This is a genomic window from Candidatus Propionivibrio aalborgensis (assembly GCF_900089945.1).
In the GTDB taxonomy this organism is placed as follows: domain Bacteria; phylum Pseudomonadota; class Gammaproteobacteria; order Burkholderiales; family Rhodocyclaceae; genus Propionivibrio; species Propionivibrio aalborgensis.
The window spans coordinates 1-1,306 of sequence record NZ_FLQY01000239.1 but is presented as its reverse complement, the minus strand read 5'-3'; the positions used below and the strand labels follow the sequence as shown (position 1 = coordinate 1,306).

Here is a 1,306-nt window from a genome sequence, read left to right as displayed (position 1 = left end):
GCACACGAAAAACTACAATTCAGCGAACCGCCGAGTTAATCAGGACAACTTGCAGGGCGGGCGAAGTCGGCAACGGCTTCCAAAATACTGCTAAAGCGTCGTCTGCTCAAACCCCGGAGCCGGCAACGCCGCCGCAACGGGGTTTTTCCATTATGGAGCACACGCACATGTCCAACGACTACCTCTTTTCCTCCGAATCGGTCTCCGAAGGCCACCCGGACAAGGTTGCCGACCAGATTTCCGACGCCATCCTCGACGCCATCCTGGCCGAAGACCCGCGCGCCCGGGTCGCCTGCGAAACACTGGTCTCCACCGGCCTGGTCGTCATCTCCGGCGAAATCACCACCAAAGCACACATCAACTACCGCGAAATCGCCCAGGAAACCGTCCGCCGCATCGGCTACAACGACTCCGACATCGGCTTCGACTACAAGAGTTGCGCCATTTTAACGGCAATCAACCGCCAGTCGCCGGATATTGCACAGGGCGTCAACGAAGGCCAGGGGCTCGACCTCGACCAGGGCGCCGGCGACCAGGGCCTGATGTTTGGCTATGCCTGCAACGAAACGCCGTCGCTGATGCCGCTGCCGATCTACTACGCGCACCGGCTCATGCAGCGCCAGGCCGAAGTGCGCAAGGACGGCCGTCTGCCCTGGCTGCGCCCGGACGCCAAGAGCCAGCTCACGGTCCGCTACGTCGACGGCCGGCCGGTATTCATCGATACCGTCGTGGTATCGACCCAGCACGGCCCGGAAGTCTCGCACGCGCAGCTTTCGGAAGCGGTGATCGAGGAAATCATCCGGCCGGTGCTGCCCACGGAACTGTTATCCGAGAAGACCCGCTTTCTGGTCAATCCGACCGGCCGCTTTGTCGTCGGCGGGCCGCACGGCGACTGCGGGCTGACCGGGCGCAAGATCATCGTCGACAGCTATGGCGGCACCGCCCGCCACGGCGGTGGCGCCTTCTCCGGCAAGGATCCGTCGAAGGTCGATCGTTCGGCAGCGTATGCGGCCCGCTATGTGGCGAAGAACGTGGTGGCTGCCGGTCTGGCCGAGCGCTGCGAGGTGCAGATTGCCTACGCCATCGGCGTTGCCCGTCCGGTATCGCTGATGGTCAGCACCTTCGGCACCGGGACGATCAGCGACGAGAAGATCGCCGAGCTGATCGGTGCGCATTTCGATCTGCGCCCGAAGGGGATCATTCAGGCCCTCGATCTGTTGCGTCCGATCTATGCCAAGACGGCTGCCTACGGCCACTTCGGCCGCGATGAGCCGGAATTCACCTGGGAAGGTATCGATAAGGCCGC

General features: G+C 63.1%; 1 protein-coding gene. It reads left to right on the top strand.

The window, feature by feature from the left end:
* Window positions 1-167 precede the first annotated feature (167 nt).
* Window positions 168-1,306 (top strand): methionine adenosyltransferase (metK, locus tag PROAA_RS11730; protein WP_186411520.1); only part of this gene is annotated, 1,139 nt, incomplete at its 3' end.